The sequence below is a fragment of the Burkholderia sp. b14 genome (assembly GCF_900156195.1).
Classification (GTDB): domain Bacteria; phylum Pseudomonadota; class Gammaproteobacteria; order Burkholderiales; family Burkholderiaceae; genus Mycetohabitans.
This window is the reverse complement of sequence record NZ_FTPJ01000003.1, coordinates 1,243,540-1,261,251: the sequence shown is the minus strand read 5'-3', so window position 1 is coordinate 1,261,251 and position 17,712 is coordinate 1,243,540. Positions and strand designations below refer to the sequence as shown.

At 62.9% G+C, this 17,712-nt stretch carries 14 protein-coding genes and 1 pseudogene; 8 read left to right on the top strand and 7 right to left on the bottom strand.

The window, feature by feature from the left end; genetic code table 11:
• The first annotated feature begins 82 nt into the window (after positions 1-82).
• Together B0B13_RS10170 and B0B13_RS10165 are read left to right on the top strand one after the other, a co-directional pair.
• Positions 83-514: a carboxypeptidase-like regulatory domain-containing protein gene (locus B0B13_RS10170; RefSeq protein ID WP_076796161.1), complete on the top strand. Its 432-nt coding sequence runs from the start codon at positions 83-85 to the stop codon at positions 512-514.
• Positions 515-622: 108 nt separating this feature from the next.
• Positions 623-958 (top strand): DUF427 domain-containing protein, encoded by a 336-nt coding sequence (locus B0B13_RS10165; protein WP_076797263.1) that lies wholly within the window; start codon positions 623-625, stop codon positions 956-958.
• Between the two features lie 27 nt (positions 959-985).
• On the opposite strand, the gene B0B13_RS10160 is transcribed toward B0B13_RS10165, so the two are convergent.
• Positions 986-1,621, bottom strand: coding sequence for a TetR family transcriptional regulator (locus tag B0B13_RS10160; RefSeq protein WP_076796159.1), 636 nt, complete (start codon positions 1,619-1,621; stop codon positions 986-988).
• 407 nt (positions 1,622-2,028) lie between these two features.
• Between B0B13_RS10160 and B0B13_RS10155 the strand changes: the two genes are divergently transcribed.
• The 4 genes from B0B13_RS10155 to B0B13_RS10140 all read left to right on the top strand — a co-directional run bounded on the left by B0B13_RS10155 (position 2,029) and on the right by B0B13_RS10140 (position 9,617).
• The gene (locus B0B13_RS10155; RefSeq protein ID WP_076796156.1) at positions 2,029-3,312 is read left to right on the top strand and encodes an efflux RND transporter periplasmic adaptor subunit; all 1,284 of its coding nucleotides are present in this window, start codon (positions 2,029-2,031) and stop codon (positions 3,310-3,312) included.
• A gap of 18 nt (positions 3,313-3,330) precedes the next feature.
• Positions 3,331-6,504 carry an efflux RND transporter permease subunit gene (locus B0B13_RS10150; protein WP_076796153.1) on the top strand — a complete coding sequence of 1,058 codons (3,174 nt, stop codon included), beginning with the start codon at positions 3,331-3,333 and terminating at the stop codon, positions 6,502-6,504.
• Positions 6,505-6,514: 10 nt separating this feature from the next.
• Positions 6,515-8,026, top strand: coding sequence for an efflux transporter outer membrane subunit (locus B0B13_RS10145; RefSeq protein ID WP_076797262.1), 1,512 nt, complete (start codon positions 6,515-6,517; stop codon positions 8,024-8,026).
• A gap of 151 nt (positions 8,027-8,177) precedes the next feature.
• A complete protein-coding gene (locus B0B13_RS10140) occupies positions 8,178-9,617 on the top strand; it encodes an MFS transporter (protein ID WP_076796151.1) in 1,440 nt (479 codons plus the stop codon).
• On the opposite strand, the pseudogene B0B13_RS19785 reads toward B0B13_RS10140, so the two are convergent.
• The 4 genes and pseudogenes from B0B13_RS19785 to B0B13_RS10120 all read right to left on the bottom strand — a co-directional run.
• A pseudogene (locus B0B13_RS19785) lies at positions 9,528-9,830 on the bottom strand (hypothetical protein); the annotation flags it as partial. The gene B0B13_RS10140 and the pseudogene B0B13_RS19785 sit on opposite strands and share 90 nt — an antisense overlap.
• Positions 9,831-9,952: 122 nt before the next feature.
• Positions 9,953-10,747, bottom strand: a complete 795-nt coding sequence (locus tag B0B13_RS10130; protein ID WP_076796146.1) for a metal ABC transporter permease — start codon at positions 10,745-10,747, stop codon at positions 9,953-9,955.
• Positions 10,740-11,657 carry a metal ABC transporter ATP-binding protein gene (locus B0B13_RS10125; RefSeq protein WP_237573961.1) on the bottom strand — a complete coding sequence of 306 codons (918 nt, stop codon included), beginning with the start codon at positions 11,655-11,657 and terminating at the stop codon, positions 10,740-10,742. The genes B0B13_RS10130 and B0B13_RS10125 overlap by 8 nt, the downstream gene beginning before the upstream one ends.
• Positions 11,654-12,670, bottom strand: coding sequence for a metal ABC transporter solute-binding protein (locus B0B13_RS10120; RefSeq protein ID WP_370643230.1), 1,017 nt, complete (start codon positions 12,668-12,670; stop codon positions 11,654-11,656). Before B0B13_RS10120 ends, B0B13_RS10125 begins: the two co-directional genes overlap by 4 nt.
• Positions 12,671-12,775: 105 nt before the next feature.
• Here B0B13_RS10120 and B0B13_RS10110 point away from each other — a divergent pair, with 105 nt between their 5' ends.
• Both B0B13_RS10110 and B0B13_RS10105 read left to right on the top strand, forming a co-directional pair.
• On the top strand, positions 12,776-13,726 hold the full coding sequence (locus B0B13_RS10110) for an ABC transporter ATP-binding protein (protein ID WP_076786170.1): 951 nt from the start codon (positions 12,776-12,778) through the stop codon (positions 13,724-13,726).
• Positions 13,726-14,487: an ABC transporter permease gene (locus tag B0B13_RS10105; RefSeq protein ID WP_076786171.1), complete on the top strand. Its 762-nt coding sequence runs from the start codon at positions 13,726-13,728 to the stop codon at positions 14,485-14,487. The genes B0B13_RS10110 and B0B13_RS10105 overlap by 1 nt, the downstream gene beginning before the upstream one ends.
• Positions 14,488-14,740: 253 nt before the next feature.
• Here the strand turns inward: B0B13_RS10105 and B0B13_RS10100 are convergent, their stop codons facing one another.
• A complete protein-coding gene (locus tag B0B13_RS10100) occupies positions 14,741-16,573 on the bottom strand; it encodes a glycoside hydrolase family 15 protein (protein ID WP_076796136.1) in 1,833 nt (610 codons plus the stop codon).
• Positions 16,574-16,880: 307 nt separating this feature from the next.
• Positions 16,881-17,702 (bottom strand): EAL domain-containing protein, encoded by an 822-nt coding sequence (locus tag B0B13_RS10095; RefSeq protein ID WP_076796133.1) that lies wholly within the window; start codon positions 17,700-17,702, stop codon positions 16,881-16,883.
• Between the last annotated feature and the right edge of the window lie 10 nt (positions 17,703-17,712).

Here is a 17,712-nt window from a genome sequence, read left to right as displayed (position 1 = left end):
GTCGGTAAAATAGGAGGGGGCCGTATGCGCGGCGCGCTGCGGATCCGACGTCCTTGAACCAGCCTAGGAAAGGAGTGACACGATGAAAAACTGCCATCGAATGGGGCTTGCCATGCTGGCGACCGGCTTACTCGGCGTCACCGGCTTTGCCACGCGGGTCGCAGCGCAGGACAACAACGGCTTGCCGCCGGTCAGCACGCAGGGCGAGGTCAGCTATACGTCGGGCGGTGTCGGATTGGACGAGTCGCAGGCGTTGCGCCGCGAGGCGCCGCATTGGCCGCTCACGTTGCGGTTCACTGGCTCGCGCGGCGAATACCTGGCCGACGTACAGGTGACCATCACGCGGGCGGGCGGCCAGGTCGTGCTCGATACAATTTCGCAGGGCCCGTACATGCTGGTCAAGCTCGCGCCCGGACGCTACACGGTACGCGCGCAGTATGAGGGCACGGCGCAAACGAAGTTGATCAAGCTGCAGCGCCATGCGACGCTCGCGTTCCGCTGGTCGCAGCCGTAAGCGCGGCGCGGTCGGCGGCGTGCCGCACGATATGCGGCAGCGCAATTTTGCCGATAATAGGTGCCACGGTTGCAACTGTGTGGCTGTGGCGCCTTGACGGAGGTTCAGATGGGTGTATCGTCAGACGAACATCCGATCACTATCGTCAGTAATCCGCACCGCGTTCGCATTATCCAACAAGGTGTCACTTACGCGGACACGCTGCACGCGCTTACGCTTCAGGAGACCGGCCTGGCACCGGTCCAATACTCGCCGCGCGCGGACGTGAACATGGCGCGGCTGATGCGATCGGAGCATCGTACCCCTTGCCCGTACAAGGGCGACGCAAGTTATTTTCATCGGAGAACCGAGGATGGCGTTGTCGAGAACGCGGCGTGGAGCTACGAAGAACCGTTCGATGCGCCGCTGCGCGCAACGCGGCGATGGGCCGAACCGGACACGTAAGACGCTGTACCGGAGCCGGTAAGCGCGTCAGCGGGGCGTGGTGAGCGCTGCCGGGCTGCGCAGCATCGCGAAACCACTGTCCGCGATGCGCTCCGCTTCCTGCTCCAGCGCGATTGACGTATGGTCAAGCAGCCAATCGCGCAGGATGCCGCCGAAGAACGCGTGCAGCAACTGTGCGCCGCGCCGCGGATCGAACTCGGCGGACAATTGGCCCTTGGCCATTGCATTGCGCAGCCCGATCTCCAGCCGCGCACGGCCATCGCGGGTCGCGTTGCGGTGACGCTCCAACACGGGGCCCATATCCTCCGTGTATTCGCATTTCGTGAACAGGATTTCGAAAACCCGCCGGCTGCGGGGATTTTGTGCGGCATCGCGCAGGCAGAACACGAATACGTCGCGGAGTTTGCCAAGCGGATCCTGTTCGCGCGAGTCGACGGTGGCTTCGACCAACGTTTCCATGGGTAGCGTGACCCGATCGACCATCGCGGTGAATAAGTCGGCCTTGTTTTTGAAGTGCCAGTAGATCGCGCCGCGCGTCAATCCGGCTGCCACGGCGACATGCGCGAGTGACGTGCGCGCCACACCCCGTTCAAAAAATACTATTTCGGCCGCGTCGAGAATGTGGTTGCGCGTCTCGAGCGCTGCTTCCTTGGTCCTTCTCATGGTCTCGTTGCTGCAAGCGCTGTTGCGCAAATTGCAGGGCCGGCACGAGCGGCCCGGGTGAATTGCACACAATGTGGGCCGGTGTGCAATGAATGACTTTAGAATGTTACGGTAATATACATTCAGCAATGAATGTATATACAATAGCACTCGTTGATCGTCAGGCCAACCGGCGTTTTCCTCCGGATTGCACGACACGCCGGGTACGGTTGTTGATCGGCGCGCGCGGATAAAGTGAAGCTCACCGCGTGCTCCCGCCGTATGCAACTTAGACGGTGCATTTTCGGTTCCGGGCGCCGCAGTATTTGCGCACGGCCTGTGATCAGGCGTCGGCAGACGCGACCCGGCAGTTCTAGGCGCGGGGTCCTTCCAATTCTTAGCCACAGTCAGATACAGAGGTGCGTTCCATGCGCGTCGATTGGGTTCGAGTACGTTTTTTCCCCGTTACCGCGGCGACCGCGGTAGCCACAGCTTTGATGCTTGCCGGATGCGGCAAGAAGCCGGTCGCTCCACCAGCGCAAGTACCCGAAGTCGGCGTGGTGACGGTGGAGCCCAGAGCGGTGCCGGTAATTACCGATTTGCCCGGGCGCACCAGTGCGTACCTCGTCGCACAGGTGCGCGCGCGCGTGGACGGCATTGTGCAGCGCCGCGAATTCACCGAAGGTAGCGAGGTCAAGGCCGGCCAGCGGCTGTACAAAATCGATTCGGCGCCGTACGAGGCCGCGCTCGCCAGCGCGAAGGCGTCGCTCGCCAAAGCGCAAGCCAATCTCGCATCGACCCGTGCTCAGGCGGAGCGCTTCAAGGTGCTGGTTGCCTCAAACGCGATCAGCAAGCAAGACTACGACAATGCGGTGGCCGCCGAGCGGCAGGCCGAGGCGGATGTCGCGGCCGGCAAGGCGTCGGTGCAGACAGCTGCCATCAATCTGGGCTATACCGACGTGGTATCACCGATTAACGGCCGCATCGGTTTGTCCGTCGTCACGCCGGGCGCATACGTGCAGGCGAACCAGGCCACGCTGATGGCCACTGTGCAGCAACTCGATCCGATGTATGTCGATCTGACCCAATCGAGCGCTGATGGTTTGCGGTTGCGGCGCGAGATCCAGGAGGGGCGCTTGCGCACTCAGGGCTCGAACAGCGCGAAAGTGCAGCTAATGCTCGAGGACGGCACGTTTTATCCAATCGAGGGCAAGCTGCAGTTTGCTGACGTGACGGTTGACCAGTCCACCGGCTCAGTCATCCTGCGGGCATTATTTCCAAACCCGGATCGCGTGCTGCTGCCCGGTATGTTTGTGCGCGCGCGCATCGTCGAAGGGGTGAACGAGCGGGCAATTGTTGTGCCGCAGGTCGGTATCACGCGCGACCAGAAAGGCATGCCGACCGCGTTGGTGGTCGGCCCGGACAACAAGGTCACGCTGCGCCAGCTGGTTACTAGCCGAACCCATGGCGCGAACTGGATTGTCGAGAGCGGCCTGAACCCGGGCGAGCGCGTCATCGTGCAGGGCACCGAAAAGGTGCGCCCGGGTGCAACCGTCAAGCCGGTGCCCGCGCAACTGCCGCCCGAAATGACAGCGAGCCCGTCGCCCGACGGGGCGTCGGCCGCATCCGGCGTGCAGCCCGCCGCGCCCCGCGGGGCCAGCCAGGCCGCCGCGAGTGCGAGCGCGCCGGCCGATGCAAGCGCTGCGCAATAATCCGAGGAGCATCGCTTCATGGCCAAATTCTTTATTGATCGCCCGATCTTTGCTTGGGTGATCGCGATTATTTTGATGCTGGCAGGGGTCGTGTCGATCTTCCAGTTGCCAGTCGCGCAGTATCCAACGATTGCGCCGCCGGCGATTCAGGTCAGCGCGAACTATCCGGGCGCATCCGCGAAAACGGTTGAGAATACCGTCACGCAGGTCATCGAGCAGCAAATGAGTGGGCTGGACCACTTGCTGTATCTGTCATCTACCAGCGACGACTCCGGTAGCGCGACGATCACGCTCACGTTTGCACCAGGCACGGATCCGGACATTGCACAGGTCCAGGTGCAAAACAAGCTGCAGCTGGCTACGCCACTGCTGCCACAAGTGGTACAGCAGCTCGGCACAAAGGTGACGAAATCGAGCAGCAGTTTCCTGCTGGTCATGGCGTTCGTGTCGAAAGACGGCGGCATGTCGAAGTACGACCTCGCAAACTATGTTGCCTCGAAAGTGCAGGATCCGATCAGCCGGATCGATGGCGTTGGCACGGTCACGCTGTTCGGTTCACAGTATGCGATGCGCATCTGGCTCGATCCGACTAAGTTGACGAACTACAGCCTGACGCCGATCGACGTACAGCAGGCGTTGCTGACGCAAAACGTACAGGTCGCTGGCGGCCAGCTTGGCGGCACGCCTGCGAAGCCCGGGCAGATGTTGCAGGCAACCATCACAGAGGCCACGCTGCTTAATACGCCGGAGCAATTTGGCAACATTTTATTAAAAGTGAACCCAGACGGTTCACGCGTGCGGTTGAAGGACGTCGCGCGCGTGGAGCTTGGCGGTGAGAACTACAATTTCGATACCAAGTACAACGGTCAGCCGACGGCGGGCTTCGGCATTCAGCTGGCCACTGGCGCGAACGCGCTGGCCACGGCCAAGGCGGTGCGCCAGAAGATCGACGAGTTGTCGAAGTACTTCCCGCAGGGGCTGGTCGTCGAATACCCGTATGACACGACGCCGTTCGTGAAGCTGTCGATCGAGGAAGTGGTCAAGACGCTGCTCGAGGGCATCGTGCTGGTGTTCTTGGTCATGTACCTGTTCCTACAGAATCTACGCGCGACTGTAATCCCGACGATCGCGGTGCCGGTGGTGCTGCTCGGCACGTTCGCGATCATGAACGCAGCGGGCTTCTCGATCAACGTGCTATCGATGTTCGGCCTGGTGTTGGCGATCGGATTGCTGGTGGACGATGCGATCGTGGTGGTAGAAAACGTCGAGCGGGTGATGGCCGAGGAGGGCCTGTCGCCACGCGAGGCGACGCGCAAGGCAATGGGGCAGATCACCGGCGCGCTGATTGGCGTGGCGCTCGTGTTGTCGGCCGTGTTCGTGCCGGTGGCGCTGTCCAGTGGCTCAGTGGGCGCGATTTACCGGCAGTTCTCGCTGACCATCGTCTCCGCGATGGTGCTGTCGGTGCTGGTCGCGTTGATCCTGACGCCGGCGCTGTGCGCGACGATCCTCAAGCCGATTCCGGCCGGCCATCACGAGGCGAAGACCGGCTTTTTCGGCTGGTTCAACCGCACGTTCGACCGCAGCCGCGACAAGTACCACGACGGCGTGCAGCATGTTATCCGACGCTCCGGCCGCTGGCTCATGATCTACTTGGCCGTGATCGTTGCAGTGGGGCTGCTGTTTATGCGGCTGCCGACTTCGTTCCTGCCCGATGAGGACCAAGGCACGATGTTCGTGCTGGTGCAGGCGCCGTCCGGCTCCACGCAGGAGCGTACCGCCAAGGTGCTGCAAGACGTGCAGCACTACCTGCTGCAGGACGAAAAGGATATCGTCGAGTCGGTGTTCACTGTTAACGGCTTCAGCTTCGCGGGCCGCGGGCAAAACTCCGGGCTGGTCTTCGTCCGCATGAAGGACTACTCGCAGCGCCTTGCGTCGAATCAGAAGGTACAGGCGCTGGTGCAGCGCACGTCCGCTCACTTCGCGTCGTATAAGGATGCGATGGTGATTCCGGTCAATCCGCCGTCGATTCCGGAGCTTGGCACCGCATCGGGCTTTGATTTTGAGCTGCAGGATCGGGGCGGGCTTGGCCACGAGAAACTGATGGAGGCGCGCAACCAGTTGCTTGGCATGGCCGCGAAGGATCCAACGCTCGCGCTGGTGCGTCCGAACGGGCTGAACGACATGCCGCAGTTCAAGATCAACATTGATCGTGAAAAGGCGCAGGCGCTGGGCGTGTCTGCATCTTCGATCGACCAGACGTTCTCGATCGCGTGGGCATCGCAGTACGTCAACAACTTCCTCGACACCGATGGCCGGATCAAGAAAGTGTATTTGCAGTCGGATGCGCCGTTCCGGATGAATCCGGAGGACTTGGCGAACTGGTACGTGCGCAGCGCGTCGGGCACGATGGTGCCGTTCACGTCAATCGCCACCGGTAACTGGACCTTCGGCTCGCCAAAGCTGGAGCGCTACAACGGCATCTCGGCAGTCGAGATCCAGGGCCAGGCTGCACCGGGCAAATCCACCGGCCAGGCGATGGCGGCGATGGAGGCGATTGCCGCGAAGCTGCCCGCCGGCATCGGCTTCGAATGGACCGGTTTGTCGTTCCAAGAGCGCCAGTCGGGGTCGCAGGCGCCGATCCTGTACGGGATCTCGATCCTTGTCGTGTTCCTGTGCCTGGCGGCGCTGTACGAAAGCTGGTCGATCCCGTTCGCCGTGATCCTGGTTGTGCCACTTGGGGTGATCGGCGCCCTGTTAGCGGTGACGTTGCGCGGGCTGGAAAACGACGTGTTCTTCCAGGTGGGCCTGTTGACCACGGTGGGCTTGTCCGCGAAGAATGCGATCTTAATTGTCGAATTTGCCCGCGAGCTGCAGCAGAAGGAAGGCATGAGCGCGATGGCCGCGGCGATGAAAGCGGCGCGCCTGCGGTTGCGTCCGATCCTGATGACTTCGCTAGCGTTCATCCTCGGCGTGTTCCCACTCGCAGTGAGCAACGGTGCGGGTTCGGGCAGCCAGCACGCGATTGGCACGGGCGTGATCGGCGGGATGCTGACCGCAACGTTCCTGGCGATTTTCATGATCCCCATGTTCTATGTTGTGATCCGCGATCGTTTTGGCTCGGACAACAAGCCGGCGGGTGAGCCGACGCCGTCACGCATCGAAGGTAACGGCTCGAACCAGCAAGGGCATTGATATGAAACCGATGAGCAAGCTTCCCATCGCCGTGGCCGTTGCCGCGCTGGTATCGGCGTGCACATTCCAGCCGAAGTACGAGCGTCCAGCGCCGCCCGTTGCGTCGACGTTTCCGCAGAGCGGTGTCTATGCGACGCAGCCGCGTGTAGCGCCTGGCCAGCAGGGCGCCAACGGTGTGGCCGCTGCTGATATCGGCTGGCGCGAGTTGTTCAACGATCCGCGCTTGCAGCGACTGATTGAGTTGTCGCTGCACAACAACCGGGATCTCGCGGTCGCGGTCTTGAAGGTGCAGCAGGCCGCCGCGCAGTATCGCGTGACCCGCGCGGACCTGCTTCCAACACTGGACGCGGTAGGCAGCGAGACCAAGACGCGTACGCCGAGGAATTTGTCGTCCTTTGATCGCACGATCAGCAACCAGTATTCGGTTGGTTTGTCGGCGTCATGGGAGATCGACTTCTGGGGCCGCTTGCGTAGCCTAAAGGATCAGGCGCTCGCACAGTACCTGGCGACCGCCCAGGCGCGTAAAGCTGCTGAGATCCTGCTGGTGTCGCAGGTTGCTGACCGATACCTGACGGTATTGGCCGCGGACGAGCAACTCGCGCTCACGCAGCGCACGCTTGATACCGCGAACGCATCGTATAACCTGGCGAAACTGCAGTTCGACACCGGTATCGGCTCCGAACTCGATCTGCGTCAGTCGCAGGGGATCGTCGAGCAGGCGCGTGCCAACCTGCAGGCGCAGCAGCGCGTGCGCGCGCAGGCCGAAAATGCCCTCGTGCTGCTGGTCGGCCAGCCGCTGCCGGAAGACCTGCCGGCCGGCCTGCCGCTGAACGCACAGAGTCTGCTCGCGGACATCCCGGCCGGGCTGCCGTCAGATCTGCTCACGCGCCGTCCGGACGTGATGGAGGCCGAACAGAGATTGCTGGCGGCCAATGCAAATATCGGCGCCGCGCGTGCCGCGTTCTTCCCGAATATCTCGTTGACCGGCAACTTCGGTACGCTGTCGCCGACACTGGGTGGGCTGTTCAAGCCGGGATCGGCTGCCTGGGGATTTACGCCGAAGATCGATTTGCCGATTTTCGAGGGTGGGTTGAACGTCGCGAATCTGCAATTGGCCGACGTCGGCAAAAAAATTGCGATCGCGCAGTACGAGAAGGCGATCCAAACTGCATTTCGCGAAGTGGCCGATGGCCTGGCCGCGCGCGGCACGTATGATCAGCAAATCCAGTCGCTGGACCGCTATGTGGCCTCGCAGCAACGGCGGCTTGAGCTGTCCGAGTTGCGTTATCGCAATGGCGTTGACAGCTATCTGAATGTGCTGACTGCACAAACCGACCTCTATGGCGCTCAGCAGTCGCTAATTTCGGCGCGGTTGAACCGGCTGACGAATCTCGTCGACCTATATCAATGCCTCGGCGGTGGTTGGCTGCAGCACACCGGCGATACCCCGCGGCCGGCTGACGCGGCGGCGGCGTTGGGTGCGGCGAGCACGCCAGTGACGGTGTCAGCGAGCGACGGTTAAGCGCGATGCGCGTGACGTTCGTTGGCGTCCCGCAGTCGCCCCCAATCGTCCTGGACCGGCTTTCGCAGGACACGGCGGGAGGGCGTTGCGAGTGCGCGCGGTCATGGCTGCGTGCGGTGGCGCGCATTCGCTTCGAAGGAGACTGTCATCTATGAGCGTCGGCCTGAACTCCCACCAACGCTGGCTCGCGTTGATGATACTCTGTCTCGGCGTGCTAATGATCGTGCTCGACACGACAATCGTCAACGTCGCCCTGCCGTCGATCCGTGCCGATCTCGGCTTCACGGAAACCACACTGGTGTGGGTCGTCAACGCCTACATGCTGACCTTCGGTGGTTTCCTGCTGCTGGGCGGACGGCTCGGCGACCTATACGGTCACCGCCGCGTATTCCTGGCCGGCATCACATTCTTCACACTCGCGTCGCTTGCGTGCGGGCTGTCGACGACGCAGCACGCGCTGGTCGCCGCGCGAGCGGTGCAAGGCCTGGGCGGGGCGGTGGTGTCCGCGGTGTCGCTGTCGCTAATCATGAACCTGTTTACCGAAGCGGGCGAGCGAGCGCGCGCGATGGGAGTGTACGGCTTTGTATGCGCCGGCGGTGGCAGCATTGGCGTGCTGCTTGGCGGCTTGCTGACAAGCGTGTTGAGCTGGCACTGGATTTTTCTGGTCAATCTACCGATCGGCATCGCGGTCTATGGGCTGTGCGCGGTATGGCTGCCATCGCGCCGCGCCGACGCGCTGCCGGCACGCGTGGACATCGGCGGCGCCATCACCGTGACCGCCTCGCTGATGTTGGCCGTCTACGCGATCGTGAACGGTAACCAGGCCGGTTGGTTGTCGCACACGACGCTCGGGTTGATCGCATTGGCCGTTGCACTACTTATCGGTTTCATTGTCGTCGAGGCGCGGGTGCGCGCGCCGCTGATGCCGCTCGGGTTGTTCCGCCTGCGTAACATCGCAGTCGCGAATCTGGTCGCCGTGTTGTGGGCCGCAGCCATGTTCGCCTGGTTCTTCCTCTCCGCGCTATATATGCAGCGCGTGCTCGGCTATAACCCCCTCGAGGTGGGGCTCGCGTTCCTGCCGGGGAACCTGATCATGGCGTTTTTCTCGCTGGGGTTGTCAGCCCGGCTGATCATGCGCTTCGGAATCCGCCGTCCGCTCGGCGTCGGCTTGCTGGCTGCGGCGCTTGGATTGGCGCTGTTTGCACGCGCGCCGGTGGACGGCGGCTTCCTGCTGGACGTGCTGCCCGGCATGGCGCTGTTGGGCTTGGGCGCGGGCATTGCGTTCAATCCGTTGCTATTGGCCGCAATGGGCGAAGTGGATCCATCCGAATCGGGGCTCGCGTCCGGCGTGGTCAATACGGCGTTCATGATGGGGGGCGCGCTGGGACTGGCTGTGCTGGCCAGCGTCGCGGCGGCACGTACCGACGCGCTGGCCGCGTCCGGCACCGTGGCGCAGGCTGCGCTCAACGCCGGGTATCACGTCGCGTTTGGCATCGGTGCATTATTTGCGTTGTTGGCCGGCGTGCTTGGATCCACACTGCTGCGCGTCAAGTCGCCCGCGCCCGACGTCCAGTCGGCGCTGACCGATTGATCGCAGCCCGGCCGGACAGGATGCTGCCGCGCTCAGAATGCGTAGCGGCCGACGATGAACAGCAGGTTGCCCGCGTTGATGCTGCCCAAGTGCGGTATGAACGTACCCATCACCGAAGCGCGCCGGTATGTATCGGATTGACGCGACCGGCGTCGCGAGTGGGAACGGCACGTAGTGCAGCACGTCGCTGCGTGCAGTGATGGCTGCGATGAAGCCCCCGCCGGCCGCTCATGTTGTGCTGATCGTTGGTTGGCCGCAAGTAATGTGAGCCGCCGCTGACGAACCGAGAGTTGGGCCGATGATGGCTAGCAGGGCGGGATGTCGATTGCAAGTCGTTACAGCGGGCGCCGCCACCGTACCAACAGGCTGGTGCCGTACGCGATGGCGGACAGCGAGGTGATCCAGAAGCTCGTCGGCCAGTCGGTGTAGAACGCCAGCGTGATGCCGCTCCATGCCTGCGTGAGCGCAAGCAGGGCCGCACACGCGACGCCGGCGCCGATCCGCGTGGTGAGATTCTGCGCGGCAGCGGCCGGCCCTACCATTAGCGTGAATACGAGCAGCACGCCGACGATTTGTGTGCATTGCGCGACCGCGATGGCGACAACCGCCAGGAACAGCACCGATACGGCGCGCAGCGACACGCCTTTGGCCTCAGCTAACTCGGGCTGCAGGCTCGAGAAAATCAGCGGCCGTGCGATTGCCGCTAACGCGGTAAGGGCCAGCAGCGCCAGCCAGGCGAGCGATGCCAGCACGCTGGTGCTCACGCCCAGCACGTTGCCGAACAACAGCGTGGTGACCTGCGTCGCATAGGCAGTGAAGAAATGCAGGAACAGCAAGCCGGCGCCGAGCGACAACGACAGCGTGATACCGATGGCGACGTCGCGTCCAGACAGGCGTTCGCCGAGCGCGCCCATCGCAATGCCGGCCGCGACCGTGAAGCCGATCATGCCCCACAGCGGCGAGACGCCGAGCAGCGCGGCGCCGGTGGCGCCGGTGAAGCCGACATGCGACAGCGCATGTCCCGCAAAGGTCTGCTGGCGCATCACCAGAAAGAAGCCGACGATGCCGGCGACGATCGCGACGATACCGGATGCCGCGAACGCGTTGATCATGAACTCGTATTCAAACATCGTGTGTTCCGCGGCGCGCGAGGGGGTGGTCGGGCTGGCGTGCCATCGACAGGTGATCAGAGCCAGGGTCCGACGCAGCGCTATGCTGATGGCTGTGGCTGTGGCCGCCGTCATCTTCGTGCGCGTGATCGCGCTTCTCGATTTCCACGCCGCCGGACATCACAAAGATCCGTCCGGCAAGTCGCATGACGTCGATCGGCGCGCCATATAACCGTGACAGTACCGGTGGCGTGATGACCTCGTCGACGGTGCCGAGCGCGGCGAGGCCGTTGCCCAGGTAGAGCACGCGGTCGATCGCGTTGAGTAGTGGATTGAGTTCATGGGCGCTGAACAGCACGGTGATGCCCAATTGGCGCTGTACCCGCCGCACCAACTCGATGACGCCGGCTTGGTGGTTCGGATCCAAGCTGATCAGCGGTTCATCCAGCAATAGTAATCGGGGCTGGCCGAGCAGGCATTGCGCGAGCAGCAGGCGCTGGCGTTCGCCGCCCGACAGTTCGGCGAGGGGCCGATCAGCCAGCGCCGACGCGCCGACGATCGCCAGTGCGTCGTCCACCGCTCGGCGGGTGCGGCTGCGGGCCAGCGTGATTCCCCAGCGGTGCCCGTTGACCGCGCATGCTACAAAGTCCCGGCCGGACAGGCGCCGCGCCGCCGGTGTGCTGCGCACCTGCGGCATGTAGCCGATCGCGGCATTGCCGCGCGTGACGGGCTGCCCGAGCACGCGTAGCGTGCCGCGGGAGGGGGGCACTAGCCCGAGCAGCGCACGCATTAGCGTGGTTTTGCCGGCACCGTTGGGACCTAGTACGCCGATGAACTCGCCGTTGTCCACCGTGAAGCTGACATCGTCGAGCAGGCGGCGTGGGCCCAATTCGAGCGTGACACGATCCAGCTCGATCGCCGGGGCAGTCATTGAGCCTGTCCTTGCAATGCCTTTTCCAAGGCGTCGAGTTGTTCCAGCATCCATTGCCGGTACGTTTTGCCGTCTGGCTCCGTTTCGGTAACGTGCACCGTCGGCACATGTGACTGCTGCGCAATCTTCAGCATCCGTTGGGTCGACGTGTCGCTGGCCTGGCTGTTGTAAATGAGCACCTTCACCTGCTGCGTCCTCAAGTCGCGCTCGAAGGCGGCGACATCGGCCGCGCTGGGCTCCGTCTCGTTCATTGCCGCAAGCTGAAAACGTTCGTTGCGCATCGTCAAGCCGATGGCCTCGGCCATGTAGCCGAACACGGGTTCCGTCGCGGTCACCGGCGCGCCTTGATAACGTTGTTTCAATGCTGCAATTTTCTCATCGATTGGCTTGAGCGAGTCGATAAATTGCGTCAGTCGGATGGCGTAGTCGGCCTTGTGCGCCGGATCCGCCTGTACGAGGAACGCACTGACCGCACGCGCCACCGCCGGCATGGTCGCGGGCAGGTACCACAGGTGCGGATTGTCGCCCGGCTTCTTGCCCACCAGCTCGGCGGCGACGATCTCGGTGCGCGCCTGGCGGTTTGCGCGCGCGCCGGCGAGCAACTTGGGCAGCCATGGATCGTAGTTCGCTCCGTTGTAGACGACCAGTTGCGCGGAGGCGAGCGCGCGCGCGGTTTTGGGGCTGGCTTCGAACAGGTGCGGATCCTGCTCGGGGTTGCTCAGAATGCTGGTGACCGACACATGCGGGCCGCCCAGCGCCTGGACCAGTTCGCCATAGAAGTTTTCGGCTGCGACGACTTGAATCGTCTGGGAGGCCGCAGCGCATGCGGGTGCGGCGGCCAATAGCGGCAGGCACAGGGCGATCGATGTGGCAACGGTTGCGACAAGGCGTTTCATCAAACGGCTCCGGATAGGTCCGCGACGCGGCGGACCGGGATCGACGAAAGGCCCGCTCCGACAGCGGCCGGGCGCGGGCGTGCTGGCGTCATCGCACGAGAATAGATGATATAACATAACAGCGCACCGCCGCCGCTCACCCTCGTATCGGGGGCCGTGGCCAGCGTATTTCGGGGGACGTCGAGGCTGAACAAAACGATGGCTTCTGTTATCGTCCCAAACATGCAAACGATTCTTTCCGTATCCAACCTTTCGAAGACGTATGCGTCTGGGTTCCAGGCGCTGCACGACATCAACCTCGATATCCGGCGTGGCGAAATCTTCGCACTGCTCGGGCCGAACGGCGCGGGCAAGACGACGCTGATCAGCATTATCTGCGGTATCGTCAATCCGAGCGCGGGCCGCGTGACGGTCGACGGCCATGACATCATCACCGATTATCGCGCCGCGCGCGCGACCATTGGGCTGGTGCCGCAAGAGTTGACCACTGACACGTTCGAATCGGTCTGGGGCACGGTCTCGTTCAGCCGCGGCCTGTTCGGCAAGCCGGCCGATCCTGCGCATATCGAAAAAGTGCTCAAGGCGCTGTCGCTCTGGGACAAGAAGGACAACAAGATCCGCACGCTGTCCGGCGGTATGAAGCGGCGCGTGATGATTGCCAAGGCGCTGTCGCACGAGCCGCGTATATTGTTTCTAGATGAGCCGACCGCAGGCGTGGACGTCGAGTTGCGGCGCGACATGTGGCGACTCGTGCGCTCGTTGCGCGACAGCGGCGTGACGATTATCCTGACCACGCACTATATCGATGAAGCGGAGGAGATGGCCGATCGCATCGGCGTGATCCGCAACGGCGAGATCATTCTCGTCGATCAGAAGACCGAGTTGATGCGCAAGCTCGGCAAGAAGCAACTCACGCTGCAACTGCACATGCCGCTGCAGCGCGTCCCGCAGCAGCTTGCTGCATACCGGCTTGAGCTGGCGCGCGGCGGCAACGAGCTAATCTACACTTATGACGAGCGTGCTGAGCACGCGGGTATCATCGAGTTGCTGCGCGCGCTGGATGACGCGAATATCGCGTTCAGGGACTTGCAGACGACGCAAAGCTCGCTGGAGGACATCTTCGTGAGCCTCATGCAAGAGCGCCGCGAACCATCACGACAGGAGGCGCTGTGATGAACGTGTATGCGATCCGTGCGATCTATCGCTTCGAGATGGCGCGTACCTGGCGCACGCTGATGCAGAGCATCGTGTCGCCAGTGATTTCAACGTCGCTGTATTTCATCGTGTTCGGTGCGGCCATCGGCTCGCGTATCCAGCATGTCAACGGCGTGAGCTACGGGGCATTCATCGTGCCCGGACTGATCATGCTGTCGCTGCTCACGCAAAGCATCTCGAATGCCTCGTTCGGCATCTACTTTCCGCGTTTCACCGGGACGATCTACGAGCTGCTGTCCGCGCCGGTGTCGTACGTCGAGATCGTGATCGGCTATGTTGGTGCGGCCGCGACCAAGTCGATCATGCTGGGACTGATCATTTTCGCGACGGCCCACTTGTTCGTGCCGGTCCAGGTCAACCATCCGGGTTTCATGCTGTTGTTTCTGCTGCTGACCGCGTTCACATTCGCGCTGTTCGGCTTCATCATCGGCGTGTGGGCCGACAACTTCGAGAAGCTACAGGTCGTGCCGTTGCTGATCATCACGCCGCTAACGTTTCTCGGCGGCAGCTTCTATTCGATCGACATGCTGCCGCCGTTTTGGCGCACGGTGGCACTGTTTAACCCAGTCGTGTATCTGGTCAGCGGATTTCGCTGGAGTTTTCAGGGCGAGGCCGAGGTGAGCATCGGCGTCTGCCTGGGCGTGACGATCTCATGCCTGGCGCTGTTTATGGCGATCGTCGCGTGGATCTTCAAGACCGGGTACCGCCTGAAGAGCTGAGCATGCCGGCGCCAGCTTTGCGTGCTTCGCGAATCCGAATCCTGTAGCGAGGCTGCGCGTGGCGTGCCTGCGCACGGCTGGTGCCGGACCAAACCTTGATCATCGAACCCCCGTCGTAAAAATCCGCCGTAGCGTAGCGCGGCGGTAACGGGGCAGGGAGTGCCACCGCCGAGGAAATCGACAGTTTGACCGGCAAACTACGAAGATTTGTTTTCCTGAACGGTGGGCGCTGCCAATGCGTTAAGCGCTTCGCTCAGATGACCGAATCCCACGGTGCGGAAAGCCGCATCGCGCAGTTGATGATGCCGACCATCGAGTAGGTCTGTGGGAAGTTGCCCCACATCTCGCCGGTGACCGGGTGCGTGTCTTCTGATAGCAATCCGAGGTGATTGCGCGCCGCCAGCATCGCTTCGAAGATCGCGCGCGCGTCTTCACGACGGCCGATCCTAGCCAGCGCGTCGATGCGCCAGAATGTGCAGATGTTGAACGCGGTTTCCGGCTTGCCGAAGTCGTCCGGTGCTTCATAGCGCCGCATGTAGGGCCCGTCGCACAGCGAGCGCTCGAGCGCTTCGACAGTGGATACGAAGCGTGGATCCTTCGGGTCGATCATGTTGACTTCGGCCATCAGCAGCACACTCGCGTCCAGATCCTGGCCGCCGACACTTTCAGCGAACGCGCCGCGCGCCTCATTCCACGCGTTATTCAGCAAGTATTCGCGGATCGCGTCGGCGCGCCCGCGCCACAGCATCTCGCGCTCGGGCAGCCTGAGCGTATGCGCGATCTTTGCGAGCCGGTCGCAAGCGGCCCAGTTCATCAGCACCGACGACGTATGGATGCGCGCGCGCGAGCGCAGCTCCCACATGCCGGCATCCGGCTTTGTATAGATTCGATAGGCATTTTCGCCGACGGCTTCCAGGTGCTCGAACTCGAACAGGCCGGCCGGGCGTATTAGGCGCCGGTCATGGAAAGCCTGCGTCGCACCCAGGATGATGTTGCCGTACACATCGTGCTGGAAGTGCTCGTGCGCCTGGTTGCCCACGCGCACCGGCGCGTGGTCGCGGTATCCGCCCAAATGCTCGACGATCGACTCCGGCAGCGACGCTTCCAGGCCGATGCCGTACAGCGGTTTGATATGTCCGCCCTTGGAGCGCAGCACGATGTTGCGCAGCCAGCGCAGGTAGTCCTCCATCGTGCCGACCTCGGACAGACTGTTCAGCGCACGTACGACGAAGAACGCATCGCGCAGCCAGCAATAGCGGTAGTCCCAGTTGCGGCTGCTGCTCGGTGCCTCTGGGATGCTGGTGGTCATCGCGGCGATGATCGCACCGGTATCCTCGAACAGCGACAGCTTCAGCGTGATCGCCGCGCGAATCACCGCATCCTGCCACTCCAGCGGTATCGCGAGCCGGCCAGTCCACGTGCGCCAGTATTGGATCGTGTCCTGCTCGAAATCGCGCGCGGTGTTCTCGATGCCTGTGGCAAGCGTCTCGTCCGGTCCGAGGATGAAGTTGACCTCGCGATCGAGCAGGAACTGCTGTTCCGCGACGATGTAGGACAACGGCGCGTCGGTCGTGAGTCGCAGCGTTTGCGCGGGGCCGACATAGCGGATGTGGTGGCTGCCGTGCGTGATCGCCGGTGGCAGCCGGCCCCAGTCAAAACGCGGGCGCAGCCGTACCGTGATGCGCACCGCGCCTTGCAGCGGCTTCACGCGGCGCACCATCGTCGTGGGGCGGAAATAACGCCCGCGCGAGTAGAAGCGCGGCGCGAAGTCGGTGATCTCGATACCCTGTCCGTTCGTGTCGTACAGGCGCGTGCGCAGCACTGCGGTGTTCGGCTCGTAGAACTGCTCGCCACGCGCATAGTTCTCGAGTTCGATGCTCCACAGGCCGGCGTGGTCCGAGGTGTCGATCAGTGCGTTGAAGACCGGATCGCCATCAAAGCGCGGCAGACAGCTCCAGACAACACAGCCCATCCTGTCGATCAGCGCGCTGAACGCACAATTGCCGATGACGCCGACATCGAGCGAGCGATGGGGGGCGGCACGGGGGGGGAGCGTCGGGGATGACTCGGTGGAAGACAGGATCATCGCGAAATACCTCAGCGTTCTAAGTTGGGATGGAGCAGGCGCGTCCACGGCGCGCGGCACAGCCATGGCCGCACCGCACGCGGCGCGTAGCGTGCAGTCTGCGCCAGCCCCGCGGTGTCGCGCAAGACTGACGGCACGTCGGTTGTGAAATCGACACGCGCGATCGCGATGCGGACCGAGACAGACGGGCTATCCGGTCGTCACAATCGAGCAGGAAGTCGAGGCCGCGCTTGGCACAGCATGGCCGCCGGCCTGCGCGCTGGAGTGTTGATGCACGGCATCGGATAGACGACGCTCGCGCGGTCCGCTAGATCGAGCCGACCGAGTCAAACACCGGACCTTGTACGTACCGCACATCGTATTGCTGCAGTAACTCGAACTGCGCTTCGTCCATGACGTGCGTGAAGATCAGCGGGATCTTCAGCCGGCTCGCGTAACTCACCAGTGGCTTGACCACTGCATCGCGCAACGCCGAGCCCGAATTCATTTTAATGAAGTCCAGCCGCGCCATGTCCGACACTGACAGAATTTGGCCGGCATTGGGCAGGTTGCCCGCGACCTTGAAGCCATAACTTTGGTAGCTCTTGGTCAAGTAGCCAAGAAACGTGCGATGCGCGACGGCCATCTCCGGCAGCTCGATGACCACACGCGCCGGATTCAAGCCGAGCGACACGAGCACGGTCGAGAAATGGCGTCCGTGGTCGTACTTGACGCTCTTCAATAACCGTTCATGCACGTTCAGAAATAGCAGGCCGCTGCGCTGCACGCCGAAGAAGTTGATCGCGTGCACAAGCCGCGACAGCCGGTCCAGTGCCACCAGATCCTGATCGTCGACGGTCGAGTCGAACGGATCGCGCACCGGCGTCCGCTCCGCGCCTGCTGACGCGGCCTGTGTCCTCGCCTGGTAGCCGATGTCGTCGCCGAAGCGGTCGGCCGCGTGCGCATCGGCGGCCAACGATTGCGCAAAGCCCCGCGAGCCCACGTCAAAGATCGGCTGGTACTGGCTGGTCAACTCCAGGCCATTGTGTCGGCCGCGCGCCGTTGCACCTGCGTGTAGCAACACGCGCTTGGCGAAGTAAGGATGGCGTACCGCGGCGGCGACGAGTGCAGGAAGGGACGGCGGAATCATTATCGAAATA

Coding starts and splice junctions, on each gene's coding strand:
- B0B13_RS10105 (WP_076786171.1), top strand. CDS start 13,726: ATGAACGTGTATGCGATCCGTGCGATCTATCGCTTCGAGATGGCGCGT.
- B0B13_RS10125 (WP_237573961.1), bottom strand. CDS start 11,657: ATGACTGCCCCGGCGATCGAGCTGGATCGTGTCACGCTCGAATTGGGC.
- B0B13_RS10130 (WP_076796146.1), bottom strand. CDS start 10,747: ATGTTTGAATACGAGTTCATGATCAACGCGTTCGCGGCATCCGGTATC.
- B0B13_RS10155 (WP_076796156.1), top strand. CDS start 2,029: ATGCGCGTCGATTGGGTTCGAGTACGTTTTTTCCCCGTTACCGCGGCG.
- B0B13_RS10170 (WP_076796161.1), top strand. CDS start 83: ATGAAAAACTGCCATCGAATGGGGCTTGCCATGCTGGCGACCGGCTTA.
- B0B13_RS10110 (WP_076786170.1), top strand. CDS start 12,776: ATGCAAACGATTCTTTCCGTATCCAACCTTTCGAAGACGTATGCGTCT.
- B0B13_RS10160 (WP_076796159.1), bottom strand. CDS start 1,621: ATGAGAAGGACCAAGGAAGCAGCGCTCGAGACGCGCAACCACATTCTC.
- B0B13_RS10140 (WP_076796151.1), top strand. CDS start 8,178: ATGAGCGTCGGCCTGAACTCCCACCAACGCTGGCTCGCGTTGATGATA.
- B0B13_RS10165 (WP_076797263.1), top strand. CDS start 623: ATGGGTGTATCGTCAGACGAACATCCGATCACTATCGTCAGTAATCCG.
- B0B13_RS10145 (WP_076797262.1), top strand. CDS start 6,515: ATGAGCAAGCTTCCCATCGCCGTGGCCGTTGCCGCGCTGGTATCGGCG.
- B0B13_RS10100 (WP_076796136.1), bottom strand. CDS start 16,573: ATGATCCTGTCTTCCACCGAGTCATCCCCGACGCTCCCCCCCCGTGCC.
- B0B13_RS10120 (WP_370643230.1), bottom strand. CDS start 12,670: ATGTTATATCATCTATTCTCGTGCGATGACGCCAGCACGCCCGCGCCC.
- B0B13_RS10095 (WP_076796133.1), bottom strand. CDS start 17,702: ATGATTCCGCCGTCCCTTCCTGCACTCGTCGCCGCCGCGGTACGCCAT.
- B0B13_RS10150 (WP_076796153.1), top strand. CDS start 3,331: ATGGCCAAATTCTTTATTGATCGCCCGATCTTTGCTTGGGTGATCGCG.